Genomic DNA, 23,755 nt, shown 5'->3' on the forward strand with positions numbered 1-23,755 from the left:
TTTATTATTGACAGGTGTATATACATCTGTGTATACTATAATTATGAAAGTTAAAGAATGGGGGTTTTAATGTGAAGACAAGAGAAATTACTATTGGAGGGCTTTTAGCAGCATTGGCACTTGTTATACCATTGGCTTTTGGAGGAGTATTAGGGATAGTTATTCCGCCTTTCTCAGCCACACTGGCATCTCATGTACCTGTAATGCTGGCAATGCTTATAAGTCCTGCAACAGCAGTATTTGTAGGTGTTGTATCTGCGATAGGATTTTTAATAAAATTGGGACCTGTAATAGCAGCAAGAGCAGCGGTTCACGCAGTGTTTGGCTATGTTGGAGCTAAAATGATACAAAGAGGATATTCTTTTCCCGTGGCGTTAGCTGTTACACTTCCAATACATGCTGGTTTAGAAGCAATTGTGGTGATGCCTTTTGGATTTGATTTTTACAAGGCTTTTGTGGTTGTAGGAGTAGGGACAATGATTCACCACACAATAGATTCTGCAATTGCATTGGCACTATTTTACGTATTAAATCCTATTTTGAAGTTTAAAGCTGTGGACATAAAAAATTAACCTTTTAAAAAGGAAACGTCTCATTTTGAGATGTTCTCAGTCTGTAGACAAACTCTTTATGATGTATTGGCATTTTGCATAAGTGAAGCGACTTGACAGAGCAGCAACTAAACTTAGCGAGACCGACAGACGAAGGCGGGGCCGAAGCCAAGGAGGGCGGAGGCGGGCACCTGAGACAGGGATGTCGAATGTGCCCGGAACCCCGCCTGAGTCAGAGGTCGAGCTTTAGTTTAGTCTGTGATGTCACCTGGAGCGAACGATGCAAAATGCCAATAAAAATGGAACTTTGTCTAAGACAGAGAATGCATCATTTTGAGACGTTCTTTTTTGTGAAAATTGTATGAAGAGAGTGTAAAATATTCTTAAAAAAAACTGCTTTTTATTGCCATAAAGACTGCATAGTGATATAATATATAGTTGATTAATAACCTTAGAAGGTGATAAAAATGTTAGGCTTAGTTGAAAAAATATTTGGCAGCTACAGTGAAAGAGAAGTTAAGAGATTGGAACCAATTGCCGATAAGGTTTTGTCATATGAAGATCAAATGGCAAGACTTACGGATGCAGAGCTTAGGGCGAAAACAGATGAATTTAAAAATAGATTGAAAAATGGTGAAACTCTTGATGATATACTTCCCGAGGCTTTTGCGGTGGTAAGAGAGGCCGCTTGGAGAACTCTTAAAATGAAACATTTTAGAGTGCAGGTGATAGGCGGCATTGTTCTTCACCAAGGGCGCATCGCTGAGATGAAAACTGGTGAAGGTAAAACCCTTGTCGCGACATTACCTGCATATCTTAATGCTTTAGAAGGCAAGGGAGTTCACATTGTAACTGTCAATGATTACTTGGCAAAAAGAGACCGCGATTGGATGGGCAAGATATACGAATTTTTAGGTCTAAGCGTGGGCGTAATATTGCATGATATGGACCCTGAAGAAAGAAAAAAGGCCTATGCCGCAGATATAACTTATGGAACCAACAACGAATTTGGTTTTGATTACTTAAGAGACAACATGGTTATATACAAAGAAGACATGGTGCAAAGAGAACTTAATTATGCTATAGTAGACGAGGTAGATAGCATACTGATAGACGAGGCAAGGACTCCTCTTATCATATCAGGTGTAGGCGAAAAATCCACAGACATGTATAAGTTAGCCGACAGATTTGTGAGGACTTTGAGAAAAGATGAAGATTATGTAGTTGATGAAAAAGCAAAGGCTGTAAGTTTGACTGAAAAAGGTGTAGTTAAGGCAGAAAAATTTTTTGGAATTAAAAACCTTGCTGATATTGAAAATATGGAAATTTCTCACCACATTAACCAAGCCTTAAAGGCCCATGCTATAATGAAAAGAGATATAGACTATGTGGTAAAAGATGGTCAAGTCATCATAGTGGACGAATTTACAGGAAGGCTTATGTTTGGGAGAAGGTACAGTGAAGGCCTCCATCAGGCTATTGAGGCAAAGGAAGGAGTTAAGGTAGAAAGAGAAAGCAAAACTTTAGCTACTATAACTTTCCAGAATTACTTTAGAATGTATAAAAAATTAGCTGGTATGACAGGTACAGCTCAAACAGAAGAGCAAGAATTTAGGGCTATTTATGGATTAGATGTTGTAGTAATACCGACTAATAAGCCGATGATAAGAATAGACCATCCTGATGTGATATACAAAACAGAAGAAGCCAAGTTTAAAGCTGTTGTTGAGGACATTGTAGAACATCATAAAAAAGGTCAGCCTGTTCTAGTTGGTACAATTTCTATTGAAAAATCTGAAAAATTAAGCGCCATGTTAAAGAAAAGAGGGATACCTCATCAAGTATTAAATGCAAAGTACCATGAAAAAGAAGCAGAGATAATAGCACAGGCAGGAAGAAAAGGAGCAGTTACAATTGCTACAAACATGGCAGGCCGTGGTACTGATATCCTTTTAGGAGGTAATCCTGAATTTATAGCTAAGAAAAAGATGCATGAGGAGGGCTACTCAAAAGAAATTATTAACGAAGCTGCAGGATATGGCCCTGTTTCAGGCGAGGAAGTTAAAAAAGCCCGCGAGAGATATTTTGAGCTTCTTGAAGAGGCGAAAAAAGAGACTGAAAAAGAACACGATGAGGTTGTAAAGCTGGGTGGGCTTTACATTATAGGTACTGAAAGGCACGAAGCTAGGAGAATAGACAATCAGTTGAGAGGACGTGCAGGCCGTCAAGGTGACCCAGGAGAATCAAGATTTTATATATCTTTAGAAGACGACCTTATGAGACTTTTTGGCTCAGAAAGAGTAAAGAACATGATGGACAGTCTGGGAATTGATGATGACCAGCCCATAGAGCATAAGATTTTGACAAAACAAATAGAGCAGGCCCAGAAAAAGGTAGAGGGTATAAACTTTGACACTAGAAAACACGTTTTGCAGTATGACGATGTAATGAACAAACAAAGAGAGATAATATATGCCCAAAGGAGAAAGGTACTTGAAGGTGAAAACTTAAAAGAGTCTATTCTTGAGATGGTAAAAAGCATAATAGAGAGAAATGTTGAGATATATACTGCAGGAAGTAAGTATCCTGAGGAATGGGATATAAAAGGGCTTTTAGACCATCTTTACGACATGTTCCTTGAAAAAGACAGCGTGGTTATTGATGTTGATATAGATAGGCTTGACAAAGAGGTTTTAACTGACATAATATATGAAGAGGCAGTAAGACAGTATGAGAAAAAAGAGGCAGAAATTGGTCCAGAACAAATGAGGGAAATCGAAAGAATAGTTCTTTTAAGAGTGGTGGATACTAAGTGGATGGACCACATAGACGAAATGGACCAATTGCGGCAAGGAATAGGCTTAAGAGCTTATGGACAGGTGGACCCTCTTATTGAATACAAGAAAATAGCTTTTGACATGTTTGAAGATTTGATACAAAGCATACAAGAAGATACTGTTAAATTTTTATATCACATTCAAATCAATAAAGACAATATGATTCAAAGAGAACAAGTAGCAAAGCCTGTTTCTACAAATGTAGATGCAGAAGAAAAGAAACAGCCTGTTGTTAAGGGCAAAAAGGTGGGCAGAAATGACCCCTGTCCTTGTGGCAGTGGTAAAAAGTATAAAAAATGTTGTGGTGCCAATATAAAATACTAAAAAGGAGAGATGCAGTTTGTTGCAGGATTACAAAGCAGAAGTTTCAAACATGATTGAAGAAATAAAAGAAATGGGGGTTTCTCTTTGACATAGAAAGTGTCAAAAGAGAAATAGAAGAAATAGACAAAAAGATGTCTGATCCTGCTTTTTGGAGCGATATAAAAAAGTCACAGGAATTAGCTAAAAAACAAAAAGCCTTAAAAGAACTTTTAGAAGAGTACAATTCTCTTGTGTCAAAATGGGAAGACTTGAGTACTCTTATTGAATTGGGATTAGAAGAAGGGGATGAATCAATAACTGACGAAGTAGACAAAGAGTACAAAGAGTTAAAGAAAAAGTTAGAAGACTTAAAGATAAAAACACTATTAAATGGCCTATATGATAAAAACAATGCCATACTTTCTATTCATGCAGGCTCAGGTGGTACAGAGGCTCAAGATTGGGCTGAAATGCTACTTCGCATGTATACAAGATGGGCTAATGACAAAGGTTTTGAAGTAGAAACCCTTGACTATTTGCAAGGAGAAGAAGCAGGAATAAAAAGTGTCACTCTAATGATAAAAGGGCCTTTTGCCTATGGGTATCTTAAATCAGAGGCAGGTGTTCACCGCCTTGTGAGGATATCTCCTTTTGATGCCGCCGGTAGAAGGCATACTTCATTTGCCCTTGTGGAAGTACTTCCTGAATTAGAAAATGATATTGAAGTGGAAATAAGGCCTGAGGATTTAAAAATTGACACTTATAGGGCTTCGGGTGCGGGAGGACAGTATGTAAATAAGACGGAGTCTGCTGTAAGGATTACTCACCTTCCAACAGGCATAGTGGTTTCCTGTCAAAGTGAAAGGTCTCAGATTCAAAACAGAGAAACTGCCATGAAAATGCTTAAAGCTAAACTTTTGGACCTCATGATGAAAGAGAAGAAAGAAAAAATCGAAGACTTAAAAGGAGAGCATAGAGAGGCAGCATGGGGCAACCAAATAAGGTCTTATGTCTTCCAGCCTTATACCCTTGTTAAAGACCACAGGACAAATTATGAAGTGGGGAATGTTCAGGCAGTGATGGATGGGGAAATAGATGGATTTATAAACGCTTATCTAAAGCAAAAATCACAAGGGATATCTTAAAAAGGTATCCCTTTAAATTTAATCTATGTATTTCCTAAGAGAAAGGAGTAAGTCATGAATAGGATAAAAGATATATTAAAGAAAGAATTTGGATTAAAAGACTTTCAAGTGGAAAATACAATAAAGCTTATTGATGAAGGGAATACAATTCCTTTTATTGCAAGGTACAGGAAAGAAGCAACAGGAAGCTTGTCAGATGAGGTTTTAAGAAATTTTTATGACCGACTTACATATTTGAGAAACCTTGAAGAGAAGAAACAGGATACTATAAGGTTAATTGATGAACAGGGAAAACTGACAGAGGAGATAAAAGCAAAAATAGAAAATGCTACAACTTTACAAGAGGTGGAGGACATATACAGGCCTTTTAGGCCAAAAAGAAGGACAAGGGCGACCATTGCGAAAGAAAAAGGCTTGGAGCCTCTTGCAAAGGTTATTTCTTCAAATGAAGTAATAGATGGGGATGTAAAGGAATACGCAAAGCCTTATCTTAATGAAAATGTTCCAACAGTTGAAGAAGCATACCAAGGAGCAATGGATATAATTGCAGAGGATATATCTGATGACGCTGATATAAGAAAATACATAAGAAGTTTTACATGGAATAACGGAATTATAGTGACACAAGCGTTAAAACAAGAAAGGTCTCCCTATGAGATGTATTATGACTATAAAGAAGCTGTAAAGACAATACCGCCTCATAGAATACTGGCGATAAATAGGGCAGAAAGGGAAAAATACATATCTGTAAAAATTGAGATAGATAGTGAAAGGATAATAAATAGGCTTATAGAATCAAAAGTAAATAAAGCTTCAATATTTGCAGAGTATTACAAGAAAGCAATTGAAGATTCCTATAAAAGGCTTATTGCTCCTTCAATAGAGAGGGAAATAAGGAATACTCTTACGGAAAAAGCAGAAGAAAAGGCAATAATAGTTTTTAAAGAAAATCTAAAAAGCCTTTTACTTCAACCCCCAATAAAAGGACATGTTGTCATGGGATTTGACCCAGCCTATAGGACAGGATGTAAAATTGCTGTTGTAGATGAAACGGGAAAACTTTTGGACACTGCTACAGTATATCCTACTCCTCCTCAAAATGATTTTGAAAATTCTAAAAAGGTTTTAAAAGAGCTAATAGAAAAATACAATGTCACTTTAATTGCTTTGGGAAATGGAACTGCTTCAAGAGAGAGTGAAATGTTTATAGCAGAGCTTATAAAAGAACTTTCAAGAGAGGTAAAGTATGTGATAGTGAATGAAGCAGGGGCATCAGTCTATTCTGCTTCTCAAATAGGTACAGAGGAATTTCCTGATATAAACGTAAGTTTAAGAGGAGCTATCTCACTGGCGCGAAGGCTTCAAGACCCATTGGCAGAGCTTGTAAAAATTGATCCAAAGTCCATCGGGGTAGGACAGTATCAACACGATGTAGACCAGAAAAAACTGGGAGATGCTTTAAACGGTGTTGTAGAAGATTGTGTAAACAGCGTAGGTGTTGATTTAAACACTGCATCAGTATCTCTTTTAAAATACGTTTCAGGGATAAATGCTGCTATTGCCAAGAATATTGTTGAATATCGAAACCAAATAGGCAAGTTTACAAATAGGGAGCAGCTTAAAAATGTAAAAAGATTAGGAGATACTACTTTTACACAATGTGCGGGTTTTTTGAGAATTTTGGACGGTGACAATATCTTTGACTCAACAGCAGTTCACCCAGAGCGTTACGAAACCTTAGAAAAGCTTTTGAGAAAATTTAGATATGAGAAAGAAAAACTAGATAGAAAAAAGTTAAAAGACTTTGCTAATTCTTTAGAAGAATACGGATTAGAGAAGATTTCAGAGGAATACGATATAGGACTTCCTACACTTTATGACATAGTTTCAGAGCTTAAAAAACCTGGAAGAGACCCAAGAGAAGACTTACCCAAGCCCATTTTAAGGTCTGATGTAATGACTATAAATGAGCTAAAACCAGGCATGGAACTTATGGGAACAGTTAGGAATGTCACTGATTTTGGCTGCTTTGTAGATATAGGTGTTCACACTGATGGGCTTGTTCACATTTCTGAGATGTCTCAAAATTACATAAAACATCCTCTTGATGTGGTTTCAGTGGGAGACATTGTAAAAGTTAGAGTTTTAAGTGTTGATATTGAGAGAAATAGAATTTCTCTTTCAATGAAATAAAAAAATTTTTTACTGCTACTCTCTAAAAATTTATATTTCCTTCCGAAATATATAGTGAAAGTTGAACAAAGGAGGGAGAGTGCATATGAAAAAAATATTAATTTTTGCTGTGATTGGTGCTTTTGCTTTTTCCTCTATTTTAACGGGGTATGCTAAATCTGGTGTCAAGTGGATGCGTGAAGTAGCAGTAAAGGCAGAAACTCAACTTGCAGCACAAGGAACTACAGAAAATAAAGTAGAAGCCCAGATTCAGACGACACTTGAGGCTCAAGAACAGGTACAAGCTCAGGAACCGGTAAAGGAACAATCACAGGAAGGTAAAGAAGAAGCTGTAGAAGAAGATAAAAATGTTGATGAAAACTCAGAAGAAACTCCAAATGTTGAAGATGGCAAGAAAGTTGACTTGCAACCAGTGATAAAAGAAAATAATACCCTAATTCCCGTAAAGGCTATTGCAAGGGGATTGGATGCAAAAGTAGCTTGGGACCCTGATACAAAAACTCTCACAGTTATAAAAGGTGATAAGACAATACAGTATACTTTAGGAGACTCTAAAGCTTTAGTAAATGGGGTAGAAGTTACAATAGATAAGAAAATGAATGAGAATGCAACTTTTGTGCCTATTAAGTTTTTCTCAGAAGTGTTAGGAGAAAAACATGATAAGAAAGTAGAAAAAGTGAAAAATGAGGATAGAGAAAGAGAAAAAAATCAGAATAAAATAGAGAAAAAAGAACAAAAGAAAAATTCTCAAGAAAACCAGGATATTAATACAAATAATGATAATCAAGGCCAAAGCGATAACGAAAATAATGATTAACTATACATAAGCCGGTATTTACCGGCTTTTAAAAATTTCTGGGTAATTGACATAACAAAATATTAACTCTATAATGGATTATAAACATAGGACCGTAATTTTTGAATAAAACGGGGGGAGAAAAATGCCAAAAGTCAAGTGGTTTGGAGGTAATAAAGGTAAAGCTGGATTTATCTTTGGTGCTTTTGGCCCGAGGTGTGGGTGGATGAAAATTAACAAAACTAACATACTAAATTTAATTTTAATAGTCATTTTTGTCATTGCATTAATAGTGGCTATGGTGACTTTTGGGAAGAATTTAACTATACTAATTAACAGTCCCGATAAATTTAGGGAGTGGATACACAGTTTTGGGAAACTTGGTATTATTGTATTTATAGGAGTTCAAATACTTCAAGTGATCGTATTTGTCATACCAGGAGAAGTAGTGCAAATTGCAGGAGGATACCTCTACGGGGCTTTTTTAGGCACTTTGTACTCTGTAATAGGCATTACAATAGGTTCTCTAATTTGTTTTCTGATTGCCAGGGTTTTAGGCTATAATTTTGTGAGAAGCATTGTTTCAGAAGAAAAGCTTAAAAAGTTTGATTATATTATAAACAATCCTAAAGGAGAAACTATTCTTTTTTTGTTGTTTTTTATACCTGGAATGCCTAAAGATGCCCTTTCCTACATTGCAGGAATTACACCGGTTAAGTTTTACAATTTTTTTATCATTACTCTTTTTGCGAGACTTCCAGGCATATTTTTTTCTGCCTATATAGGGGCAAATTTGGGGAATAAAAATTACTTTATGGCAGGAATTGTCGCAATTATCGCAGTATTATTATTTTTAATAGGAGTTAATAAAAAAGACATTATTATGGAAAAGTTAAAAAAACTTTAAAAAAGTAAAATTTGGAGTAGCTGGACAGAAAATTTTAGCGAATTTGTTTTGTAAAGCTAATGATTTCATAAAATTGTTTCTTTGTGCTATAATGTTAATATATAATGAATTCAGGGGGGAATTATATGTACTTATTAAAAGGTGGGAAAATCCTGACAATGGCCGGCAAAATTTATGAAAAAGGAGATGTACTCATTGACAATGGAAAAATTGTTGATGTTGGAGAAGATTTAATTGCTCCTTTAGATGCAGAAGTGATTGATGTACAAGGCTTAACTGTTATGCCTGGTTTGATTGATGCTCATTGCCATCTTGGAATGTGGGAAAATGCTATGGGATTTGAAGGAGCAGATGGAAATGAAGCGACAGACCCTATAACTCCGCAACTTAGGGCAATTGATGGAATAAATCCAATGGATAAATATTTTGAAGAGGCTTATCAAGCAGGGGTTACGACAGTTGCGACAGGTCCTGGCAGTGCTAATGTTATAGGAGGACAGTTTGCAATTATAAAAACTTATGGTAAAAGAATAGATGATATGATAGTAAAAGAACCAGCAGCGATAAAAGTTGCTTTTGGTGAAAATCCTAAATCCGTTTACCATGAGCAGCATAAAATGCCTTCAACTAGAATGGCAGTTGCGGCTCTTTTAAGGCAAGAGCTTATAAAAGCTCAGGAGTACATGGAAAAGATGGAGCATGCAGAGGAAGACAAAAAGCCTGAAAGGGACTTAGGCCTTGAAGCATTGGTAAAAGTATTAAAGAGAGAAATTCCGCTGAAAGCTCATGCTCATAGAGCAGATGATATTTTTACCGCTTTAAGGATTGCAAAAGAATTTAATGTAGATATAACCATTGACCATTGTACTGATGGCCATTTGATTGTTGATGAATTGGTGAAAGAAAATGCTAAAGTTATTGTGGGGCCTTCATTGTCTGAAAGGTCAAAGATTGAGCTTGTAAATCTAAGCTTTAAGACAGCAGGTATTCTTTCAAAAGCAGGACTTACAGTTGCGATAATGACAGACCATCCTGTAATACCTCTCAATTACTTGTCTTTATGTGCTGCTTTAGCTGTAAAGGATGGTATGGATGAAATGGAGGCTTTAAAAGCCATTACTATAAATCCTGCGAAAATTTTAGGAGTTGATGATAGAGTAGGAAGTATTGAAAAGGGAAAAGATGCTGATATTGTAGTCTTTGATGGAAATCCGTTGGAAGTAAAGACAAGGACGAAATATGTATTTATTAATGGGAAATTAGTGCATAAAGTTTAAGTTGCCATGAGGCTGTTTATTTAGAGGAGTCTAAATAAATAGCCTCATAAATTTTGTAATTTAAATAATTTTATGCATTCTGAAATTATATGATTTATTTTTATTTATTCCTTGAGGGGCAAATACAGTAAACATAGCTAGAGTAATGAAACGCCATAGTTGCAGATGGACAATAGAAGGTGGAGACAGGATGAGTCAAGTACTGGAAGTTTTGCTACCGATTTTGGAAGGGAGATTTGCAGGAAGGCCCTGGATAACATATGTTTTAAAAGAGATAACGGAGCCAAGGGTCTAGCACAAAAAATTTACCTAAGAAAACTTGACACGGACCAAATTTCAAAAGGGATATTGACTTGGAGCTAACTTCAGCATGTATACTCTGGTTGTGAAAGTGATATTTTATTCTAAGGAGGTACGAAACATGGAACGCTTGTGGACAAGGTCTTTTATTTTCATGATCCTGGGAACATTTTTTCTGTTTACCGCATTTTATATGCTGTATCCAACTCTACCACTGTTTATAAAACATATAGGCGGTAATGAAACCCATGTAGGCCTCTCAATGGGTATCTTTATGTTGTCTGCTGTTATTCTCCGACCAGTTATCGGAGGACTTCTGGATTGGTTTGGTAGGCGTCCGTTTATTATACTGGGACTATCTCTCTTCACTTTGGCAATGTATATGTATAATTGGGTGAACGGAATTACTGCTTTGATATGGCTTAGAATGTTGCATGGAGTAAGTTGGGCTATTTCTACGACTGCCATTCTCACAGTGATCGCAGATATAGTCCCCACTACTCGCTATGGGGAGGGTATGGGATGGTTTGGCACAGCCATGACCTTGGCCATGGCTATTGGTCCAATGCTGGGTATGTGGGTTGTACAAAACCTTTCATATCATGCTCTGTTTCTATTTGCTGTTGCTCTTTCTATCACAGCATTACTTTTAAAGTTTGGTGTGAAAATGCTTTTCCAACCACAATCGGATGCAAAAAGAATCGAATTTTTTGAGAAACCAGTCTTGTCTGTTGCGGTATCGGTCTTATTTCTGTTTATCTCCTATGCCAGTATTACCACTTTTGTTCCGCTGTTTGCTGACTTGCTTAAAGTCAATTCTGGTTTATTTTTTCTGGTTTATTCCGCAACTCTTTTCTTAAGCCGTCCCATTGCAGGAAAACTTTCAGACCAGTATGGTGAGATGTTTGTGGTCGTGCCTGCTCTTTTGATTTCTATTTTGGCTTTGATTGTTCTGAGCGTCTCGACTGGATTGTTCGGTATGCTTGTTTCAGCGGTTCTGTACGGTATTGGTTTTGGTTCTGCACAACCAGTTCTCCAAGCGACGATAGTACGTCTTGTTCCTCCAGATCGTCGAGGAGTAGCCAATGCTTCTTTTTCAACTGCTACTGATATTGGCATTGGATTGGGTGCGATTATATTAGGTTGGATTTCGAAATACACAAGCTATCAGATATTATTCACAATTAGTGCTGTTTCGGTTATATTTTCTTTGTTAGTGTTTGTTTTTTTTGTGAAACATTTGTTGAAAAGCAAAGGGCTTCGCTAAACAGCTCTTCTCCTTATTCAATAGAGGAGGTATTTTCCTGAGAAGATTTGGCCATTATATCTTTTGTAAGATAGTTAGAGAGACTGTTATTGCGTAATGGGATATGTGCAGTTGGTCTCAAATTTATCCTCGTTGCTTGAGATGTGCAGTAATGCAAGTTATTATGTAAACCATGAATAGTGCTCCTATTTAAAAACTCTTGACTTGGAGTTAACTCCAAGTGTTATATAATATCGAACAGCGGAGGTGAAACTGCATGACAATTGCAGAAGTAAGCAAAAAATTTGGCCTTTCACCGGATACACTCCGCTACTATGAGCGTATCGGGCGATCCCCAGGCTACATCGTAACGAAAGGGATTTATAGGATTACAAGAAGTGAAAAGGGTACAATTAAAGTGAAAACAGAAGACTTTATTATAAACCTTTTGACTAAAAGGATAAGATAATATAAAATTAATAAAGTGAAATTGCTAAAAGGAGGATGACTATGGCATTTAATTTAAAGGGTAGGAGCCTATTAACTTTAAAAGATTATACCCCTCAGGAAATAAGATATATTTTAGACATTGCTAAACAAGTAAAAGCAGAGAGAAAAGCAGGGGTTGTGCATCAAAGATTTTTAGGTAAGACTATTGCTCTCATTTTTGAAAAGAGGTCCACAAGAACGAGATGCGCTTTTGAAACTGCCTTTGGTGAAGAAGGAGGACATCCAGTATTTTTATCAACAGATGACATTCAGTTGGGAGCCAAAGAATCTATAGAGGATACTGCCAGAGTTTTAGGAAGGATGTTTGATGCAATAGAGTTCAGAGGCTTCAAACAAGAAACCGTGGAAATTTTAGCAAAATATGCAGGTGTTCCTGTGTACAATGGCTTAACTGACGAATATCATCCAACTCAAGTTTTGGCTGACCTTATGACAATAGAAGAAGAGTTTGGAAGCTTAACAGGAAGAAAGCTTGTATTTGTAGGGGACGGAAGGAATAACATGGCTAATACTTTAGCGGTAGGCTGCGCTAAGATGGGGATGCATTATGTGATTAATTCTCCAAAAGAATTGTGGCCTTCACAAGAATTTATAGATGAAATCAGGCAAATGGCAGCTGAAAATGGGGGAACTTTTGAACTTACGAGTGTGCCAGGAGAGGGTCTTGAAGGAGCAGATGCAATTTACACTGATGTGTGGGCTTCGATGGGAGAAGAAGCAAAAGCTGAGGAAAGAGAAGCTTTATTGAGACCTTTTCAAGTTAATGAGGAAATGATGAAAAAGACAGGAAGAGAAGATACCATATTTTTGCATTGCTTACCTGCAGTTAAAGGGCAAGAAGTTACTTTTGATGTTATAGAAGGTAAACAATCAAGAGTATGGGACCAAGCAGAAAATAGAAAACATACAATTAAAGCTGTGATGATTGCTACTCTGCTTTAATATTACTTTACAAGGGAGGACGTTATGAAAGACAAAATTGTTGTTGCTTTAGGAGGGAACGCCCTGCAGGACGTAAATACGCCTCCTACTGCAGAGGCGCAAATGGAAGTAGTAAAGAGGACAGCGGGGTATTTGGCGGACATAATTGAAAAAGGTTATTCTGTTGTGATTACCCATGGCAATGGTCCGCAAGTGGGGAATATAGTCATACAAAATGAAACTGCATCAAAGATTGTTCCTGCAATGCCTTTTGACGTGTGTGGAGCAGAGAGCCAAGGCATGATAGGATATATGATTCAACAAGCTTTAAGAGAAGTTTTGAAAGAGAGAAATATTAAAAAAGAAGTAGCAACTATTATAACACAAGTTGTGGTGGATAAAAATGACCCTGCTTTTAAAAAACCTACAAAGCCAATAGGACCTTTTTATACAAAAGAGGAAGCTGAAGTTTTAATAAAAGAAAAAGGGTATGAAATGGTAGAAGACAGTGGGAGAGGATATAGAAGAGTTGTTCCTTCTCCTGACCCCAAAGAAATAGTAGAACTTAATACAATAAAGTTACTTGAAAAAAATGGGGTGATAGTAATAACGGTTGGGGGAGGAGGAATTCCTGTAATTAGGGAAAATGGCAATTTAAGAGGGGTAGCTGCCGTAATAGACAAAGATTTAGCTTCTGAAAAGTTGGCAGAAGATATTGATGCAGATGTTTTGCTAATTCTTACAGCCGTTGAAAAGGTAGCAATAAATTACAACAAGCCAAATCAAAAATTTCTTGACAAAATGACAGTGGAAGAAGCAATAAAATACATGGAAGAAGGCCATTTTGCGCCTGGCAGTATGTTTCCTAAAGTTAAAGCAGCAGTAAGATTTGCAAAGTCAAAAGTAGGAAGGCGAGCAATAATTACTTCTTTAGATAAAGCTTTAGAAGCCCTCAAAGGGGAAGCGGGAACAGTTATTACTTTATAAATCAAGTTAAAAATTTTTACTGTCTCATGTACTTTCTTAATCCTTGGCACGTACAAATTTTTACTAAAACTATTGACAAAGATAGATAAAAGTGAGAGAATAAAATTAAAATTGAATAGTAAAGAAGATAAATCTTCGGGGCAGGGTGAAATTCCCGACCGGCGGTATAGCCCGCGAGCCGCTTAGGCGGTTGATGTGGTGAAATTCCACAGCCGACAGTGAAAGTCTGGAGGGGAGAAGATTTTGTTTTTGTGCCTGTTTTTGCGAAATAAATCCCAAAAAATCCTGAAGATTATCTTCAGGATTTTTTTGATAAGTGAAATTGGAGGGATGAATTGTGGAAAAAACTAAAACACAAACTATAGTAAAGGTGGGTTTTCTTTCAGCAACAGCTTTTATACTTATGTATTTAGAATTTCAGGTACCACTGTTTCCTGGATTTTTAAAACTTGATTTTAGTGATGTACCCGCGCTAGTTGCATCTTTTGCTATAGGGCCTTTGTATGGGGTAATGGTGGAGCTTATTAAAAACATACTCCATGCCACTGTGACTCAGTCGGGAGCTATTGGCGAAATTGCCAACTTCACTGTAGGTTCTATATTTGTTTATGCTGCAGGGGTTATATATCAGTTTAATAAGACGCGAAAAACGGCTCTTATATCTATGGCAATTGCTACAGTAGTGATGGCTGTAACTGCTTCACTTTTAAATTACTATGTTTTTCTTCCTTTGTACCAAAGGGTCATGGGCTGGCCTATGGATGCCATCATTAATATGGGCAAAGCAGCAAATAAAAATATAGTGGATGTAAAAACTCTTATATCATACGGAATATTTCCTTTTAATATATTAAAAGGAATTGTAGTGTCAGTAATTACCTTCCTGGTATATAAGAAGCTATCACCTTTTTTCAAACATTAATTTTAAATCCCTGGCAGGTGCTGGGGATTAGTTTGTTAACAAAGTTAAAAAATTTTCAAAGGAGATATTTTGCATCGTCGCATACAGTCTGATCCCTAGCACATGCTGGGGGTTATTTTTATTTTTAATTTGTTAAAAGATAATATATAATAAAGTTATAATAAGTGGGGTGAGACTTAATGGAAAAGACCTATATTTGCAAAAATAGAGACGAGACCATTTCTTTAGGAGAAAAATTAGGAAGGCTGTTAAAGAGTAGAGATATAATTTTATTGTATGGGGATTTAGGAAGTGGCAAAACTGTTTTTACAAAGGGAATTGCGAAGGGGTTAGGAATAAATGAGCCAGTTACCAGCCCGACTTTTACTTTAGTCAATGAACATAAAGGAAGGATTCCTCTTTATCATTTTGATTTATATAGGTTAGATGATTACACAGCCCTTTATGACATAGGTTATGAGGAATATTTTTATGACGAAGGAGTTTGCGCAATTGAATGGCCTGAAAGGTTAGGACCTTTACTTCCGAAAGAAAGGCTAGAAGTAATAATTCAAAAAGGAGAAAAAGAAGATGAAAGAGTTATTTTATTTAAAGATTTTGGGAAACGATATGAAGAGCTTTTAAAGGAGATGAGTCAATGAAAATTTTGGCAATAGATTCTTCTTCTAAAACTGCTACTGTTGCATTAGTAGATGAAAAGGGGATAATAGGAGAATACTCTATAAATTATCTCAGGCATTCAGTAATTTTAATGCCCATGATAGATGAACTGCTTAAAAAGTGTGAAGTACCAATAAATCAAATAACTCATGTAGCTGTTTCGGAAGGACCAGGCTCTTTTACGGGGCTTAGAATCGGTGCTGCCACCGCAAAGGGTTTGGCTCATGCTCTTAACATCCCTATTGTAGGAGTATCTTCTCTTCTAGCTCTTGCATATAATGTCAGTGAATTTGAAGGACTTATATGCCCTCTCATAGATGCTTTAAATGAAAATGTTTATGGAATGTTGATAAGAGGTGGGAGTCTTGAAATTTTAATGGATGCTAAAGTATATTCCTTGGAGGAAATTGCCGAATTGGTAGAGGGTTACTCTGACAAGGTGTTGTTCGTAGGAGAGGGGGTTTATTCCTATAAAGATAAATTACGAGAGATGATAAGGGACAAAGCTTTATTTGCAAAGGATAAGGATAACATAGCGAGGGCAGCTTCTATAGGAGAGATTGCTATTCAGATGATAAAAAAAGGGGAAGTGTTCAGTTTCTTTGATTTTAAGCCGGTGTATATAAGGAAATCGGCTGCTGAAATTCGTTTAGGTGACAGGGGAGTTAATTAATGGATGTTATTATAAGGCTTATGAGGAAAGAAGATGTGGAGGAGGTCTTGGAAATTGAAAAGTTGAGCTTTAGCACTCCTTGGTCTAAAGAAGCTTTTATAAGTGAAGTTACAAAGAACAGCTGTGCTAAGTATATAGTAGCGGAAGTTGACAACAAAATTGTGGGTTATGGAGGATTTTGGGTGGTTGTAGATGAAGGTCATATAACCAATATAGCAGTTCATCCTGAATACAGATCTAAAGGAATTGGAAGTAAGATTATGGAGGGTCTAATTGAGCTTGCTAAAAAAAATGGAATAATTTCCATGACACTAGAGGTGAGAGAATCAAACATTGTTGCACAGCATTTGTATGCAAAGTTTGGATTTAGACCATTAGGTAGAAGAAAAGGCTATTATCAAGATAATAATGAGGATGCAATTATAATGTGGAAATACGACTTGTGATGGTGGTGAAATAATGGATAAAGATGTAATAATTTTGGGAATAGAATCTTCCTGCGATGAAACTGCCGCAGGAGTTGTTAAAAACGGCAAAGAAGTATTGTCAAATGTAATATATTCTCAAATAGAGGTTCACAAAAAATATGGTGGCGTAGTGCCAGAAATAGCTTCAAGAAAGCATATTGAAGTAATATCTTTTGTAGTGGAAGAGGCGTTAGAAAAAGCTAGACTAACTCTTGATGAAGTAGATGTAATTGCTGCTACCTATGGGCCAGGATTAGTAGGTGCTCTTTTAGTTGGTTTGTCTTATGGTAAAGCTTTAGCTTATGCAAAAAACAAGCCTTTTATAGGAGTAAATCACATAGAAGGTCATATAGCTGCAAATTACTTAGGAGGTGAATTTGCTCCTCCTTTTATTTGCCTTGTGGCTTCCGGGGGACATAGTCACATTGTTTTTGTAAAAGATTATGGAGAATACGAAGTAATGGGACAAACAATGGATGATGCGGCAGGAGAAGCCTTTGACAAAGTAGCAAGAGCTTTAGGGTTGGGGTATCCTGGAGGGCCTGCTATTGAAAAGGCTGCAAAGCTGGGGAATATGGAAGCTATTGAGTTTCCTAAATCTTTTATGGAGGAAGGGAATTTTGACTTTAGTTTTAGTGGGCTTAAAACAGCGGTTTTAAACTATTTAAATAGACAAAAGCAAAAAAGAGAAGAGATAAATGTTTATGATGTGGCGGCTAGTTTCCAAAGAAATGTAGTGGAGGTGTTGGTAAAAAAATTAATTGATGCTGCAAAGAGGAAAAATATTGGCAAAATTTCTATAGCAGGAGGGGTAGCTTCTAATAGTTTTTTGAGGGAAAAATTAGGAGAAGAAGCGAAGAAAATTGGAATAAGAGTCCATTATCCTGATAAAATTTATTGTACAGACAATGGGGCAATGATAGCTGCTGCCGCCTATTATGACTTTATAAAAGGGAAAACTTCTGAGTTGGATTTAAATGCCATTCCTTATTTAAAGATTGGGGAAAAATTTTGCTGTTGAAAATGTGGAAATATGTCGAAATTTAAGATGCATTGTATTATTGTGGCTGTGGATAACTTTGTGGATATTGTGCTTAAATATATTTCATTGTATTTACTGTAATAAAATAGAATGAAAATATATTAAAAATAAATCAAAATTTTAAAGCTTAGGGGGGTTATTATGAGAAATATTTTGCTTTTCACAAAATTAAATGACAATTACATAAAAGAAATTAAAGAGCAAATGGAGGGATATGACGTTCTTTACGTTCAAAATGAGGAAGAGGCTGAAAAGTATGTAAAAGATACAGAGATTATCATAAGCTTTGACTTTGAATTTTATTCCAATATTGTGGACAAGGCTTCAAACTTAAAATGGATTCATCTTTTGAGTGCAGGTGCAGATACTCTTCCTTTTGAAAAACTCAAAAAAATGAAGGTATTAGTTACTAATTCTAGAGACGTACACAAGTATCAAATTTCACAACAGGTTATAGGTTATATGCTTATGTTTGAAAGAAGCTTAAATACTTTTTTAAGAAATCAGATAAAAAAGGTGTGGGATAGGTCTGTTAGGGTTTCAGAGCTTACAGGTAAGACGGCTTTGATAATAGGAGTAGGAAGCATAGGAGAGGAAATTGCAAGACTTTTAAAAGAATTTGGCATGAAGGTCTATGGTATAAGAAATTCGGGCAAGCCTTCTTTATATGTTGAAAAAATGTATACTTCTATTGAAGACTGTGATGTATTGTCGCTTGCCGATTATGTGATATCTATACTTCCATTGACTAAAGATACTTATCACTCGATAGGAGAAAACGTATTTAATAGGATGAAAAATAGCAGTTACTTTATAAATGTTGGAAGAGGGAAAGTAGTGGATGAGAGAGCTCTTATAAATGCCCTTAAGAATAAGGTTATAAAAGGGGCTGCATTAGATGTTTTTGAAGAAGAGCCTTTAAGGGAAGACAGCCCTTTGTGGGATATGGAAAATGTGATAATCACTCCTCACATTGCAGGGGTTACGCCTCTATACATGCAAAGAGCGATGGAAATATTGAGAGAAAATTTGGATGCTTATAAAGAAGGAAGAACTTTAAGAAATATTGTGAATTTAGATAAAGGATACTAAAGCGGGTTTTTACCCGCTTAAATTTTCCCATTCTTCATACATTTCTTCTAATTTACTTTTAAGGGCATTGTATTCTTTTTGTATTTCTACAATTTCTCCTGTTTTATAAATTTTAGCATCACACATTTTTTCTTCCAAATATTTTATTCTTTCTTCAGCTTGATAAATTGAATTTTCAAGGTTTTTTAGATATTCTTTTTGCTGCTTTAACTTAAGTTTAGCCAATCTTTCTTTATACCTTTCGTTTTTTATCTGGGTTTTCGTCTTTTTGAGTATTTTTTCTTCTTTTTTTTCGTTAAGCTGGTTTTTCTTTTCTATATAATAGCTGTAATTACCTAAGTATACTTCTACACCTTGAGGTGTCAAAATCATCACTTTTGTAGCAATTTTGTCTATAAAATATCTGTCATGGGAGACAAATAATAAAGTTCCAGTATAATCTAACAAAGCTTCTTCTAATACTTCTTTTGCTTTTAAATCTAAATGGTTAGTTGGTTCATCCATAAGTAGAAAATTCGCTTTTGAAAGGATGAGCTTTAGCAATGAAAGCCTTGCCTTTTCACCACCACTTAGTGTAGAGATAGTTTTAAAGACATCTTCTTCTTTGAAAAGGAAAGAAGCTAATAGTGTCCTCACTTCTGTTTGAGTAAGATATGGATTTTCATCCCATATTTCATCAATGACTGTTTTTTCAGCATTTAAACTTTTAAATTCTTGTTCGTAATAACCTGTTATTACGTTTGTGCCAAATTTAATTTCCCCTTCAAAATTGTCAATTTCCCCCACTAATATTTTTAAAAGAGAGCTTTTTCCTATTCCGTTTGGCCCTAAAAGGGCAATTTTTTCCCCTTTTTTTATTTCAAAAGATACATTGGAGAAAATTTGTCTGTCAAAGCGTAAAGACAAATTTTTGACTGTCAATACATCATTTCCGCTTTCTAAATCGAAATCAAAACGCAAGTTGATAGATTTATTATTTATCACTGGCTTTTCTATTATTTCCATTTTTTCTAATAGTTTTTGCTTGCTTTCTGCCATTTTTACTGACTTTTCTGTTCTACGGTTTTTTTGAATCTGTATAATTGATTTAATTCTTTTTATTTCTTTTTGCTGTTCTTCATAAGCTTTTAACTTTGCTTCCATTTCCAATTTTTTTCTTTTTAAATATTCTGTGTAATTGCCTTCGTAAACACTTAAATGAGTATTTTCAATTTCAAATATTCGAGTGACAATTTTATCCAAGAAATACCTATCATGGGATATAATTAAAATTGTACCATTATAAAATTTTAAATATTGCTCTAGCCATTCTATTGAGTTTATGTCTAAGTGATTGGTAGGTTCGTCTAATAATAGGACATCTGGACTTAAAAGTAAAGTTTTTGCCAGCATAAGACGGGTTTTTTGACCGCCGCTTAAAGTTGATACAGTTGTAGCAAATTGCGACACATCAAACCCTAATCCATTTAGTACACCTCTTATTTTACTTTCTACAGAATAACCATCTAATTCCTTATACTTATCTGTTAAAAAGGAATATTCTAAAAAAAGTTTATCAAGTAGATGTGAATCTTTTGTTTGTGAGATTTTTTCCTCTAGAGATTTAATTTGTTTTTCTAATTGGAATATTTCATCAAAAACTGTTTTTACTTCCTCATATATACTTTTTTCAGAATCAATTACAGTGTTTTGTTGTAGATATCCAATTTTATTTGTAGAAATTGAAATTGTTCCACTGTCAGCTTCAGTAAAACCGGCTAAAAGGTTAAAAAGAGTGGATTTTCCAGCACCATTTTCGCCAATTACTCCTATTTTGTCTCCTTCATTGACTATAAAAGAAATATTTTGTAGAATTATATCGATACCGTAACTTTTTGTCACATTGCTTACTGTTATGATTGCCATAAATATAACCTCCTGTTCATATTAAATATATCAAAAAAATTTATTTTGTAAAAGTGTAGTAAACTATAACTTTTTTTTAATATGTGTCGATAAAAATTAATGAGTGTATTTATAAATGGAAGGTGATGGACTTGGATATAGCTACAGTAGTAGGTATAGTTGTTGCAGTAGGGGCTATAATTTATGGATTTATATTAGGGGGAGGTACTGTTGCTTCTTTAATAGATGTACCTTCTGCTATAATAGTTTTGGGGGGTACTATAGGGGCTACTATAATTACTTATTCTATGGATAACATTAAAAAAGTGCCGAGACTTTTGGCAAGGGCTTTTAAAAATGAAAAGGATAATTATCTTGAGATAATAAAGTATTTTACTTATTTGGCTCAAAAAGCCAGAAGCGAAGGGCTTTTAAGCCTTGAATCCGAAATAGAATCTGAGGAGATAAAGAAATTTGATCCTATTTTGAAAGAGTGCTTAGAGCTAGTCGTTGACGGATCTGATATGGAACTTATTAAAACGACTATGGAGAATAAGATATACGTAGAGGATATGGAAGCTAAAAAAGAAGCGGGTATTTTTGAGTCGGCGGGTGGTTATGCTCCTACAATGGGTCTTATAGGAACAGTTATGGGACTTGTTCAAGCGTTGGGTAATTTAACTGAACCGGACAAATTAGGCCCTGCCGTAGCGGTAGCATTTATAACTACACTGTATGGTGCCATTTTAGCAAACGTGTTTTTCCTTCCTATTGCTCAAAAATTAAAAAATAGGGCTAAAGTAAAAACAACTGAAAGAGAATTAATATTAGAAGGAAGTCTTTCACTGCAAGCTGGGGAAAATCCAAGGATATTAGAGAGAAAGTTAATGACATTTGTCGCGCAGGCACAGCTTAAAAATACACCTCAGAAAGGCGGTGTAGAATTAAATGAAGAGGTTGGAGGAAGATGAATCAAAACCAAATCACGATAGATGGGTGCTTACTTACTCTGATATGATGAGTTTGCTTTTAGTATTTTTTATTGTACTGTACTCAATAAGTACTGTTAATGCTACCAAATTTGCTCAAATTGCCAGTTCTTTAAGCAAAACTTTTACAGGGACCGATTACGTGTTATTTCAATATAATGGGAGTAGTTTTATGGATGGTAACAGTGGAGACAAAAGTAGTTTGGGAGAAATTGAAAAGCAATTGAAGGGTTTTATAAAAGAAAACAATCTTCAAGGTGCAGTAACCAGTTATATAGATGAAAGAGGACTTGTAATAAGTTTACAGGATTCTCTTTTGTTTGATTTAGGTTCTGCTGATGTACGTCCTGAAGAGAAAGAGGTTTTAATAAAAATAGGTGATATGTTAAAAAGTCTTCCAAATCATATTAGAGTGGAAGGTTTTACTGATGACCTCCCAATACACAATAATAAATTTGATTCAAACTGGGAACTGTCTGTTATAAGAGCAACTAATGTAGTGAAAATATTAGTAAATGAAGTAGGTATAGAACCTGCCAGAATTTCTGCAGTAGGATATGGGGAATACAGGCCTGTTGTTCCAAATAACTCAGAAGAAAATAGAAGACTTAATAGAAGAGTAGACATTGTCATTATGAATACAGAATATAATAAATGGGAGCCTAAAAGCCAGTAAAATTAAAAAATTTTAGAATTCCTCATATTCTACTATGTTTTTATTACGTTGACAAAAAATTTACAATATTATATAATTCAATTACATAGTAGAATGAGGTGAGGACAGTGAGCAAAAAGACTATAGTATCAATGGCTGTAATAAGAAGGCTCCCAAGATATCATAGATATCTTGAAGAACTTCTTAAAAACGATGTAAAGCGTATTTCTTCAAGGGAATTAAGCGAAAAAATGGGAGTTACTGCTTCTCAAATTAGACAGGATTTAAATAATTTTGGCGGTTTTGGACAGCAGGGATATGGCTATAATGTAGAAGAGCTTTATAATAATTTGACTAAGATTTTAGGCCTTGATAAAACTTATAATACTATCATCATAGGAGCAGGAAATCTTGGTCAAGCGATTGCCAATTATACTAGCTTTGAAAAATCTGGCTTTAATTTAAAGGGGATTTTTGATATTAATCCTCGTTTATTTGGGCTTAAAATTAGAGATGTTGAAGTGATGGACGTAGAAACAGTAGAAGATTTTATAGCCCGTAATAAAATCGACATAGGTATTTTATGTATTCCCAAGGATAATGCTCAATATACTGCTGACAGACTGGTGAGAGCGGGAATTAAGGCGATTTGGAATTTCTCGCCAATAGATTTAAAGGTGCCTGATGATGTAATTTTAGAAAATGTTCATTTAAGTGATAGTTTATTTACTGTATCATATAGATTAAATGAAGAAGAGCTCTTTAAAAAGTTAAAAGGAGAAACTGCTAAAATAGATGGGTAGTGTAAATTTTCTATCCATCTATTTTAATTTTGGCATGAATTTTGATTGATTTTATTTTAATTGACATTCTAACTAATAAAAATTACAATTATATTTGAGATTATGTAAAGTAGAAAGGCGAGAAGAATGGATAAGTTGGCGATTTGGGAAGTATTTTTGTTTTCAGTGCCAGAGGCAGCAGTTATAATAAGTATTGCTTTTGGTTTAGGGGGAGTAAAGTTTAAGCCAAAAGAGATTTTGTATATAAGCTTACTTACTGGAATCATATTGTACTTTATAAGGCCATTGGTCAGTAGTTATATTGTAAATGTTATACTTTATATCGGGGTATTAATGATTTTGTTTTTGGTATTTAAAGTTATGGACTTTTTTAAAGGGATGATGAGCGTCATTTTAGCCGTCTCCATTTACTTAATAATAGAATATCTAAATGTTACGGCAATTCAATTTTTATTTGATATAGATCCTGTAATTTTATTGAAGGACTATGTCTTACGATTTGTGTGTTTTTTACCCCAATTATTAACAGCAATTTTGATTTCTTTTGCTATACGCAAATATAAACTTTATTTATTTACAGAGTAATGCATTGGGA

21 protein-coding genes, 1 pseudogene and 1 riboswitch are annotated in these 23,755 nt (G+C 35.2%); of the genes and pseudogenes, 21 read left to right on the plus strand and 1 reads right to left on the minus strand.

From position 1 onward, the window contains the following. Nucleotides 1-71 precede the first annotated feature (71 nt). The 17 genes and pseudogenes from I4N53_RS00145 to I4N53_RS00230 all read left to right on the plus strand — a co-directional run bounded on the left by I4N53_RS00145 (nt 72) and on the right by I4N53_RS00230 (nt 18,829). Nucleotides 72-572: an ECF transporter S component gene (locus tag I4N53_RS00145; RefSeq protein ID WP_214495294.1), complete on the plus strand. Its 501-nt coding sequence runs from the start codon at nt 72-74 to the stop codon at nt 570-572. 446 nt (nt 573-1,018) lie between these two features. Beyond that, a complete protein-coding gene (gene secA / locus I4N53_RS00150; RefSeq protein ID WP_214495295.1) occupies nt 1,019-3,712 on the plus strand; it encodes a preprotein translocase subunit SecA in 2,694 nt (897 codons plus the stop codon). Nucleotides 3,713-3,728: 16 nt separating this feature from the next. Continuing rightward, a protein-coding gene (gene prfB, locus I4N53_RS00155; protein WP_013337636.1) for a peptide chain release factor 2 occupies nt 3,729-4,836 on the plus strand; the annotation gives its coding sequence in 2 pieces (ribosomal slippage) (nt 3,729-3,797 and nt 3,799-4,836; 1,107 coding nt in all). Between the two features lie 54 nt (nt 4,837-4,890). Beyond that, complete coding sequence (locus I4N53_RS00160) at nt 4,891-7,029, plus strand: Tex family protein (protein ID WP_012269579.1); 2,139 nt, start codon at nt 4,891-4,893, stop codon at nt 7,027-7,029. Between the two features lie 85 nt (nt 7,030-7,114). After that, on the plus strand, nt 7,115-7,846 hold the full coding sequence (locus I4N53_RS00165; protein WP_003866856.1) for a copper amine oxidase N-terminal domain-containing protein: 732 nt from the start codon (nt 7,115-7,117) through the stop codon (nt 7,844-7,846). A gap of 205 nt (nt 7,847-8,051) precedes the next feature. Further along, a complete protein-coding gene (locus tag I4N53_RS00170) occupies nt 8,052-8,732 on the plus strand; it encodes a TVP38/TMEM64 family protein (protein WP_009051734.1) in 681 nt (226 codons plus the stop codon). A gap of 125 nt (nt 8,733-8,857) precedes the next feature. Beyond that, nucleotides 8,858-10,009 carry an amidohydrolase gene (locus tag I4N53_RS00175; RefSeq protein WP_214495296.1) on the plus strand — a complete coding sequence of 384 codons (1,152 nt, stop codon included), beginning with the start codon at nt 8,858-8,860 and terminating at the stop codon, nt 10,007-10,009. Nucleotides 10,010-10,430: 421 nt separating this feature from the next. Then, the gene (locus tag I4N53_RS00185; RefSeq protein ID WP_214495297.1) at nt 10,431-11,576 is read left to right on the plus strand and encodes an MFS transporter; all 1,146 of its coding nucleotides are present in this window, start codon (nt 10,431-10,433) and stop codon (nt 11,574-11,576) included. Between the two features lie 256 nt (nt 11,577-11,832). Beyond that, nucleotides 11,833-11,943 (plus strand): annotated as a pseudogene (locus tag I4N53_RS12580) (MerR family DNA-binding transcriptional regulator); the annotation flags it as partial. A 122-nt stretch (nt 11,944-12,065) separates the two neighbouring features. Then, the gene (gene argF / locus I4N53_RS00195) at nt 12,066-13,007 is read left to right on the plus strand and encodes an ornithine carbamoyltransferase (RefSeq protein WP_012994657.1); all 942 of its coding nucleotides are present in this window, start codon (nt 12,066-12,068) and stop codon (nt 13,005-13,007) included. A gap of 24 nt (nt 13,008-13,031) precedes the next feature. Further along, a complete protein-coding gene (gene arcC / locus I4N53_RS00200) occupies nt 13,032-13,973 on the plus strand; it encodes a carbamate kinase (RefSeq protein WP_214495298.1) in 942 nt (313 codons plus the stop codon). Between the two features lie 127 nt (nt 13,974-14,100). Continuing rightward, nucleotides 14,101-14,219, plus strand: a riboswitch (FMN riboswitch). A 91-nt stretch (nt 14,220-14,310) separates the two neighbouring features. Beyond that, nucleotides 14,311-14,895 (plus strand): ECF transporter S component, encoded by a 585-nt coding sequence (locus tag I4N53_RS00205; protein ID WP_013149924.1) that lies wholly within the window; start codon nt 14,311-14,313, stop codon nt 14,893-14,895. A 179-nt stretch (nt 14,896-15,074) separates the two neighbouring features. Further along, nucleotides 15,075-15,536 (plus strand): tRNA (adenosine(37)-N6)-threonylcarbamoyltransferase complex ATPase subunit type 1 TsaE, encoded by a 462-nt coding sequence (gene tsaE / locus I4N53_RS00210; protein ID WP_214495299.1) that lies wholly within the window; start codon nt 15,075-15,077, stop codon nt 15,534-15,536. Next, nucleotides 15,533-16,228, plus strand: a complete 696-nt coding sequence (gene tsaB, locus I4N53_RS00215) for a tRNA (adenosine(37)-N6)-threonylcarbamoyltransferase complex dimerization subunit type 1 TsaB (protein WP_013149926.1) — start codon at nt 15,533-15,535, stop codon at nt 16,226-16,228. The genes tsaE and tsaB overlap by 4 nt, the downstream gene beginning before the upstream one ends. Next, nucleotides 16,228-16,674, plus strand: coding sequence for a ribosomal protein S18-alanine N-acetyltransferase (rimI, locus tag I4N53_RS00220; RefSeq protein ID WP_012994663.1), 447 nt, complete (start codon nt 16,228-16,230; stop codon nt 16,672-16,674). Before tsaB ends, rimI begins: the two co-directional genes overlap by 1 nt. 13 nt (nt 16,675-16,687) lie before the next feature. Then, nucleotides 16,688-17,716 carry a tRNA (adenosine(37)-N6)-threonylcarbamoyltransferase complex transferase subunit TsaD gene (gene tsaD, locus I4N53_RS00225; protein WP_214495300.1) on the plus strand — a complete coding sequence of 343 codons (1,029 nt, stop codon included), beginning with the start codon at nt 16,688-16,690 and terminating at the stop codon, nt 17,714-17,716. Between the two features lie 162 nt (nt 17,717-17,878). Next, complete coding sequence (locus I4N53_RS00230; RefSeq protein WP_214495301.1) at nt 17,879-18,829, plus strand: D-2-hydroxyacid dehydrogenase; 951 nt, start codon at nt 17,879-17,881, stop codon at nt 18,827-18,829. A 9-nt stretch (nt 18,830-18,838) separates the two neighbouring features. Here I4N53_RS00230 and abc-f read toward each other — a convergent pair whose 3' ends face one another. Beyond that, complete coding sequence (gene abc-f / locus I4N53_RS00235; RefSeq protein WP_214495302.1) at nt 18,839-20,734, minus strand: ribosomal protection-like ABC-F family protein; 1,896 nt, start codon at nt 20,732-20,734, stop codon at nt 18,839-18,841. Between the two features lie 125 nt (nt 20,735-20,859). On the opposite strand from abc-f, the gene I4N53_RS00240 reads away from it, so the two are divergent. From I4N53_RS00240 to I4N53_RS00255, 4 genes are all read left to right on the plus strand, one after another. Continuing rightward, nucleotides 20,860-21,684 (plus strand): flagellar motor protein, encoded by an 825-nt coding sequence (locus I4N53_RS00240; protein WP_214495308.1) that lies wholly within the window; start codon nt 20,860-20,862, stop codon nt 21,682-21,684. Then, complete coding sequence (locus I4N53_RS00245) at nt 21,662-22,378, plus strand: flagellar motor protein MotB (protein WP_003866838.1); 717 nt, start codon at nt 21,662-21,664, stop codon at nt 22,376-22,378. The genes I4N53_RS00240 and I4N53_RS00245 overlap by 23 nt, the downstream gene beginning before the upstream one ends. A gap of 107 nt (nt 22,379-22,485) precedes the next feature. Further along, nucleotides 22,486-23,160 carry a redox-sensing transcriptional repressor Rex gene (locus I4N53_RS00250; protein WP_003869324.1) on the plus strand — a complete coding sequence of 225 codons (675 nt, stop codon included), beginning with the start codon at nt 22,486-22,488 and terminating at the stop codon, nt 23,158-23,160. Between the two features lie 126 nt (nt 23,161-23,286). Next, nucleotides 23,287-23,745, plus strand: a complete 459-nt coding sequence (locus tag I4N53_RS00255) for a hypothetical protein (protein ID WP_214495303.1) — start codon at nt 23,287-23,289, stop codon at nt 23,743-23,745. Nucleotides 23,746-23,755 lie beyond the last annotated feature (10 nt).

The organism is Thermoanaerobacter sp. CM-CNRG TB177, from assembly GCF_018588165.1.
In the GTDB taxonomy this organism is placed as follows: Bacteria; Bacillota; Thermoanaerobacteria; order Thermoanaerobacterales; family Thermoanaerobacteraceae; genus Thermoanaerobacter; species Thermoanaerobacter thermocopriae.

Bases quoted from the DNA above. Each gene is read 5' to 3' on its own strand.
- I4N53_RS00165 (WP_003866856.1), top strand. From the start codon at position 7,115: ATGAAAAAAATATTAATTTTTGCTGTGATTGGTGCTTTTGCTTTTTCC.
- argF (WP_012994657.1), top strand. From the start codon at position 12,066: ATGGCATTTAATTTAAAGGGTAGGAGCCTATTAACTTTAAAAGATTAT.
- I4N53_RS00175 (WP_214495296.1), top strand. From the start codon at position 8,858: ATGTACTTATTAAAAGGTGGGAAAATCCTGACAATGGCCGGCAAAATT.
- tsaE (WP_214495299.1), top strand. From the start codon at position 15,075: ATGGAAAAGACCTATATTTGCAAAAATAGAGACGAGACCATTTCTTTA.
- tsaD (WP_214495300.1), top strand. From the start codon at position 16,688: ATGGATAAAGATGTAATAATTTTGGGAATAGAATCTTCCTGCGATGAA.
- secA (WP_214495295.1), top strand. From the start codon at position 1,019: ATGTTAGGCTTAGTTGAAAAAATATTTGGCAGCTACAGTGAAAGAGAA.
- I4N53_RS00160 (WP_012269579.1), top strand. From the start codon at position 4,891: ATGAATAGGATAAAAGATATATTAAAGAAAGAATTTGGATTAAAAGAC.
- rimI (WP_012994663.1), top strand. From the start codon at position 16,228: ATGGATGTTATTATAAGGCTTATGAGGAAAGAAGATGTGGAGGAGGTC.
- abc-f (WP_214495302.1), bottom strand. From the start codon at position 20,734: ATGGCAATCATAACAGTAAGCAATGTGACAAAAAGTTACGGTATCGAT.
- I4N53_RS00170 (WP_009051734.1), top strand. From the start codon at position 8,052: ATGAAAATTAACAAAACTAACATACTAAATTTAATTTTAATAGTCATT.
- tsaB (WP_013149926.1), top strand. From the start codon at position 15,533: ATGAAAATTTTGGCAATAGATTCTTCTTCTAAAACTGCTACTGTTGCA.
- I4N53_RS00240 (WP_214495308.1), top strand. From the start codon at position 20,860: ATGGACTTGGATATAGCTACAGTAGTAGGTATAGTTGTTGCAGTAGGG.
- I4N53_RS00255 (WP_214495303.1), top strand. From the start codon at position 23,287: ATGGATAAGTTGGCGATTTGGGAAGTATTTTTGTTTTCAGTGCCAGAG.
- I4N53_RS00230 (WP_214495301.1), top strand. From the start codon at position 17,879: ATGAGAAATATTTTGCTTTTCACAAAATTAAATGACAATTACATAAAA.
- I4N53_RS00245 (WP_003866838.1), top strand. From the start codon at position 21,662: ATGAAGAGGTTGGAGGAAGATGAATCAAAACCAAATCACGATAGATGG.
- I4N53_RS00185 (WP_214495297.1), top strand. From the start codon at position 10,431: ATGGAACGCTTGTGGACAAGGTCTTTTATTTTCATGATCCTGGGAACA.
- arcC (WP_214495298.1), top strand. From the start codon at position 13,032: ATGAAAGACAAAATTGTTGTTGCTTTAGGAGGGAACGCCCTGCAGGAC.